Source organism: Arthrobacter sp. Y3223164 (assembly GCF_059091005.1).
The window spans coordinates 1-4910 of sequence record NZ_JBNHGF010000213.1 but is presented as its reverse complement, the minus strand read 5'-3'; the positions used below and the strand labels follow the sequence as shown (position 1 = coordinate 4910).

The 4910-nt window shown below is 68.5% G+C and carries 4 protein-coding genes; all 4 read right to left on the bottom strand.

The features are described 5' to 3' along the window. Positions 1-65 precede the first annotated feature (65 nt). Positions 66-623: a hypothetical protein gene (locus AC5RUJ_RS11045; protein WP_494050032.1), complete on the bottom strand. Its 558-nt coding sequence runs from the start codon at positions 621-623 to the stop codon at positions 66-68. Next, positions 620-1171, bottom strand: coding sequence for a DUF402 domain-containing protein (locus tag AC5RUJ_RS11040; RefSeq protein WP_494101458.1), 552 nt, complete (start codon positions 1169-1171; stop codon positions 620-622). Before AC5RUJ_RS11040 ends, AC5RUJ_RS11045 begins: the two co-directional genes overlap by 4 nt. Next, positions 1168-3144: a 1-deoxy-D-xylulose-5-phosphate synthase gene (dxs, locus tag AC5RUJ_RS11035; RefSeq protein ID WP_494101459.1), complete on the bottom strand. Its 1977-nt coding sequence runs from the start codon at positions 3142-3144 to the stop codon at positions 1168-1170. The genes AC5RUJ_RS11040 and dxs overlap by 4 nt, the downstream gene beginning before the upstream one ends. Before the next feature lie 219 nt (positions 3145-3363). After that, positions 3364-4910 (bottom strand): aconitate hydratase AcnA (gene acnA, locus AC5RUJ_RS11030; RefSeq protein ID WP_494155863.1); only part of this gene is annotated, 1547 nt, incomplete at its 5' end.

The window sequence follows — 4910 nt, the reverse complement described above, 5'->3', positions numbered from 1 at the left end:
CTGGACGTGCCCGAGGGCGCCTAGCGCCGTCCCCGTCGGCGGCCGGGCGGACCAGGTTGCCGGCCCTACAGGCTGAACGCCGTCTTGGCCGGCAGCGGATGCTTTTGTTTAACCGCGGCGAGGTCCCCGTGCGGCGCGACGCCGATGCTCAGCTTGGTGAAGTCCAGTTTGGCTTCGCGGAGGCAGACCTTCAGGCCGGCCACCGCCCTGGCCGCATCCGGCGCCAGGACATAGATGTTGAGCTTGTGCGGGACGAATTCGGTCTTCTCCACGGTCCCGAGCCCGCGCCAGGCGAAGTACTCGGTGATGGTGCGTTTGGCCTTGTCCTCGAGGTAACGGTCCCGGTCGCTGCCGCCCGCCGTCTTCAACGCATACTGGGCAATCACCCAGTGCTGCTCCCCCGGCGCGAGCTCCGCGTAGCCGTCTTCGGCGCACTGGGCGGCGAACGCGTCCATCAGCGACTCGGCGGCCTCGGCATCGACGTCCCGGCTCTCCTGCGTGGTGCTCTGGTGGCCCACCGTTCCGTGGTTGACCACGAACTGGCCGTAGTCTTCATCGAACCACGCCTCGCGGAACACCAGCCCGCCGTCGTCGTTCTTCTTGTACACCCGAAGGAAACTCATGTCCGTCCTTTGTTCAACCATGTCAGGGCCGTTCCGTCGAACGGCGCGGCCTCTGCAGCCACCTGCCCGTAGAGCGCCAGGCAGCTGGCCTGGATCCGTTCGGCCAGCGCCGGCGGATAGTCCATGGTGACCCGGTGTTCGGCGAATTCGTCCTCGTCGTCGATGTACACGCCGCCGCTGACGGAGCGGACCACGTCCAGGTCCATGTCCGTGAGCTGGACTTCCCAGCCGGCCGGAAGCAGCGGGTCCACCCGGATGCCGGTGGCCAGGTCGATGTAGATGCGAAAGTCGCCCGGGTAGGTGTCGTCGTAGAACGTCGCCACGTAGTCGCCTTCCCGTGGCAGTAACTGCACCGCGTCGGAGGCCGCGAAGAAGGCGATGCCGGGCCGGGCGACCAGCGAGCCGGCCGGCTGGAAGATCCAGTCGCCGAAACCGTCGGAGCCGAGGTAGGTGCCGGGCACCAGCCAGTGGGCAGCGCCGTCGTACTTCCAGTTGCGGAACACCACCATCTCGCCGGGCCGGGCCTCGGCGGGAATGCGGCCGGTCACTGGATCTTGGGAATCTGGCCGGTCGGCAGTTCCTGGCCGGGCAGCGGGCGCGCGAACGGGACCTTGGTGCCCAGCACCTGCGCGACGGTGTCCTGGGCCACCTGCTGCGCGGTGAGGCCCACGCGCTCCAGAACCTCGGCGCGGGTGCCGTGGACCAGGAACTCGACCGGGAGGCCGACCTCGTTCAGCGCCGTGTCCACACCGGCGGCACGCATCTCCTGGCGGATCCGGGATCCGACGCCGCCGGCGCGCACGCCGTCTTCGATCACGACGACGATCCGGTGCCGGGCCGCAAGGCCGATGATCGAGCGGGGCACCGGCAGCACCCAGCGCGGGTCGACAACGGTGGAGCTGATGCCCTGGGCGCCGAGCCGGTTCGAGACATCCAGCGCCAGTTCGCTCATGGCGCCGATGCTGACGATCAGCACGTCGTTTTCGGTGGAGCCGTACGGCCGGCGCGCCAGCACGTCGACGCCGTCCTTAAGCCGTTCCAGGGCCTCGACCTCTGGCCCCACCGAGCCCTTGGAGAAACGGACCACGGTGGGGGCATCGTCGACGGACACCGCCTCGCGCAGCTCTTCCTTCAACCGGGTGGCGTCGCGGGGGGCGGCCAGGTGCAGCCCCGGCACGATCTGCAGCAGCGACATGTCCCACATGCCGTGGTGGCTGGGCCCGTCCGGGCCGGTCACCCCCGCCCGGTCGAGTACAACGGTGACGCCGGCCTTGTGCAGCGCGACGTCCATCAGGAGCTGGTCGAACGCGCGGTTCAGGAACGTTGCGTAGAGGGCCACCACCGGGTGGAGTCCGCCGTAGGCCATGCCGGCGGCGCTGGCCAGCGCGTGCTGCTCCGCAATGCCGACGTCGAAGACACGGTCCGGATGCCTGCTGGCGAATTTTTGCAGGCCCACCGGGATCAGCATGGCGCCGGTGATGCCGACGATGTCCTGGCGCTCGTCGGCGATCTCGGCGATCTCGTCGGCGAACACGGAGGTCCAGGACTGCCGGCCGCCGGACTCTACGGGTTCGCCGGTCTCCGGGTCGATGACGCCCACGGCGTGGAACTGGTCCGCCTCGTGGGCGCGGGCGGGCGCGTAGCCGCGGCCCTTTTCGGTCATGGTGTGGACAATGACCGGGCCCCGGTAGTTCTTGGCCTGCGTCAGCGCGGCCTCGACGGCCTCCAGGTCGTGCCCGTCGATCGGGCCGATGTACTTCATGCCCAGGTCCTCGAACAGGCCCTGCGGCGCCCACCAGTCCTTGATGCCCTTCTTGGTCGCGTGCAGGCTCCGGTAGGCGAACTGGCCCAGCGACCCGCCCGACTGCAGCTTCCTTTTCCACCAGTCCAGGGTGCCTTCGTAGGCCTGGTGGGTGCGGACCTTGTCGATGGTGGTCCGGCGCAGCGCGGCCAGCTGGTCGGCCAGCCCGCCGATCGTCGGGGCGTAGGAGCGCCCGTTGTCGTTGACCACGATCACCACGCGCCGTGCTCGGTCCGCGGCGATGTTGTTCACGGCTTCCCATGCCATGCCGCCGGTGAGGGCGCCGTCGCCCACCACCGCGACGACGTAGCGGTCGCCTTCGCCGGTCAGCCGGCGGGCGCGGGAGATGCCGTCGGCCCAGGACAACGACGACGACGCGTGCGAGCTTTCGACGATGTCGTGCACCGATTCGGCGCGGTCCGGATAGCCGGCCAGCCCGCCCTGCTGCCGCAGCGTGCCGAAGTCCTGCCGCCCGGTGACCAGTTTGTGCACGTAGGACTGGTGGCCGGTGTCAAAGACGATGCTGTCGTGCGGGGAGTCGAACACGCGGTGGATGCCGAGGGTCAGCTCGACGACTCCAAGGTTCGGGCCGAGATGTCCGCCGGTCTGTGCGACGTTCGTGATCAGGAACTGGCGGATTTCCCGGGCCAGGTCCTGCAACTGGACCATGTCGATCCGGCGCAGGTCGCGCGGCTCGCGGATGGTCTCGAGCAATCCCACAGAGCAGGTCCTTTCCTTCACAAAGCGTCGATTAATCCTACCGCCATCCCTCCGCCACTCTGCGTTCCCCTGGTGCGAGGGTGCACACAACGCGGCCGACGCGGGGCCGGGGACCGAGCCCTACAGCACGCTGGTGCCCTGGCCAGACGCCGCAGGGCGGACGTCCATCGGACGCCCGCCCTGCGTTGGGCCGCTGTGCGGTGTGTGCCGGACCGGGGGCTAGTTCGCCGAGATCTGGCGCAGCACGTACTGCAGGATGCCGCCGTTGCGGTAGTAGTCGGCTTCACCCGGGGTGTCGATCCGCACCACCGCGTCGAAGCTCTTGGTGCCGCCGTCCTCGCCGGTGGCGGTGACCTTCAGCGTCTTCGGGGTGGTGCCCTCGTTCAGCGCGGTCACGCCCTCGATGGAGAAGGTCTCTGTGCCGGACAGGCCCAGCGACGCAGCGGACTCGCCAGCCGGGAACTGCAGCGGCAGCACACCCATGCCGATCAGGTTCGAACGGTGGATCCGCTCGAAGCTTTCGGCGATGACGGCCTTGACACCCAGCAGCGCGGTGCCCTTGGCGGCCCAGTCGCGGGACGAGCCGGAGCCGTACTCCTTGCCGGCCAGCACCACCAGCGGGGTGCCGGCGGCCTGGTAGTTCATGGCGGCGTCGTAGATGTAGGCCTGCGGACCGCCGGGCTGAGTGAAGTCGCGGGTGAAGCCGCCCTCCACGTTGTCCAGCAGCTGGTTGCGCAGCCGGATGTTGGCGAAGGTGCCGCGGATCATCACCTCATGGTTGCCGCGGCGGGAACCGTAGGAGTTGAAGTCCTTGCGCTCCACGCCGTTTTCCAGCAGGTAACGGCCGGCGGGGCTGTCGGACTTGAACGAACCGGCCGGGGAGATGTGGTCGGTGGTGACCGAGTCGCCCAGCTTGGCGAGCACCCGCGCGCCGCTGATGTCCTGCACCGGCTCCGGCGTGGCGCTCATGCCTTCGAAGTACGGTGGCTTCCGCACGTACGTGGAGTTCGGATCCCAGGCGAAGGTATCGCCTGCCGGGGTCTCGAGCGCCTTCCAACGGTCGTCGCCCTCGAACACGCCCTCGTAGCCCTTGGCGAACATCTCCTTGTTGATCGAGGAGTCGATCACCTGCTGGACCTCGACCGGGTTCGGCCAGATGTCCTTCAGGAACACGTCGTTGCCCTCCGGGTCCTGGCCCAGCGGCTGCTTCTCGAAGTCGAAGTCCATGGTGCCGGCCAGGGCGTAGGCGACGACCAGCGGCGGGGACGCCAGGTAGTTCATCTTGACGTCCGGGTTGATGCGGCCTTCGAAGTTGCGGTTACCCGACAGCACCGACGTGATCGACAGGTCGTTGTCCTGGACCGCCTGCGAGATTTCGGGCTCCAGCGGGCCGGAGTTTCCGATGCAGGTGGCGCAGCCATAACCGACCACGAAGAAGCCGAGCTTCTCCAGGTACGGGATCAGGCCGGACTCTTCGTAGTAATCGGTGACGACCTTGGAGCCCGGGGCGATGGAGGTCTTGACCCACGGCTTGGACGCCAGGCCCTTCTCCACCGCGTTGCGGGCCAGCACGGCCGCGGCCAGCATGACCGACGGGTTCGACGTGTTGGTGCAGGAGGTGATCGAGGCGATGGACACCGCGCCGTGGTCCAGTTCGAACTCGCGCCCGTCTTCCATGGTGACGTGGACGCGCTTGGAGGCGCGGCCGTCGCCGGGCAGGGCGACGTGGCGTCCCTGGGCGGCCGAACCGCCGGAGGGACGGTCGT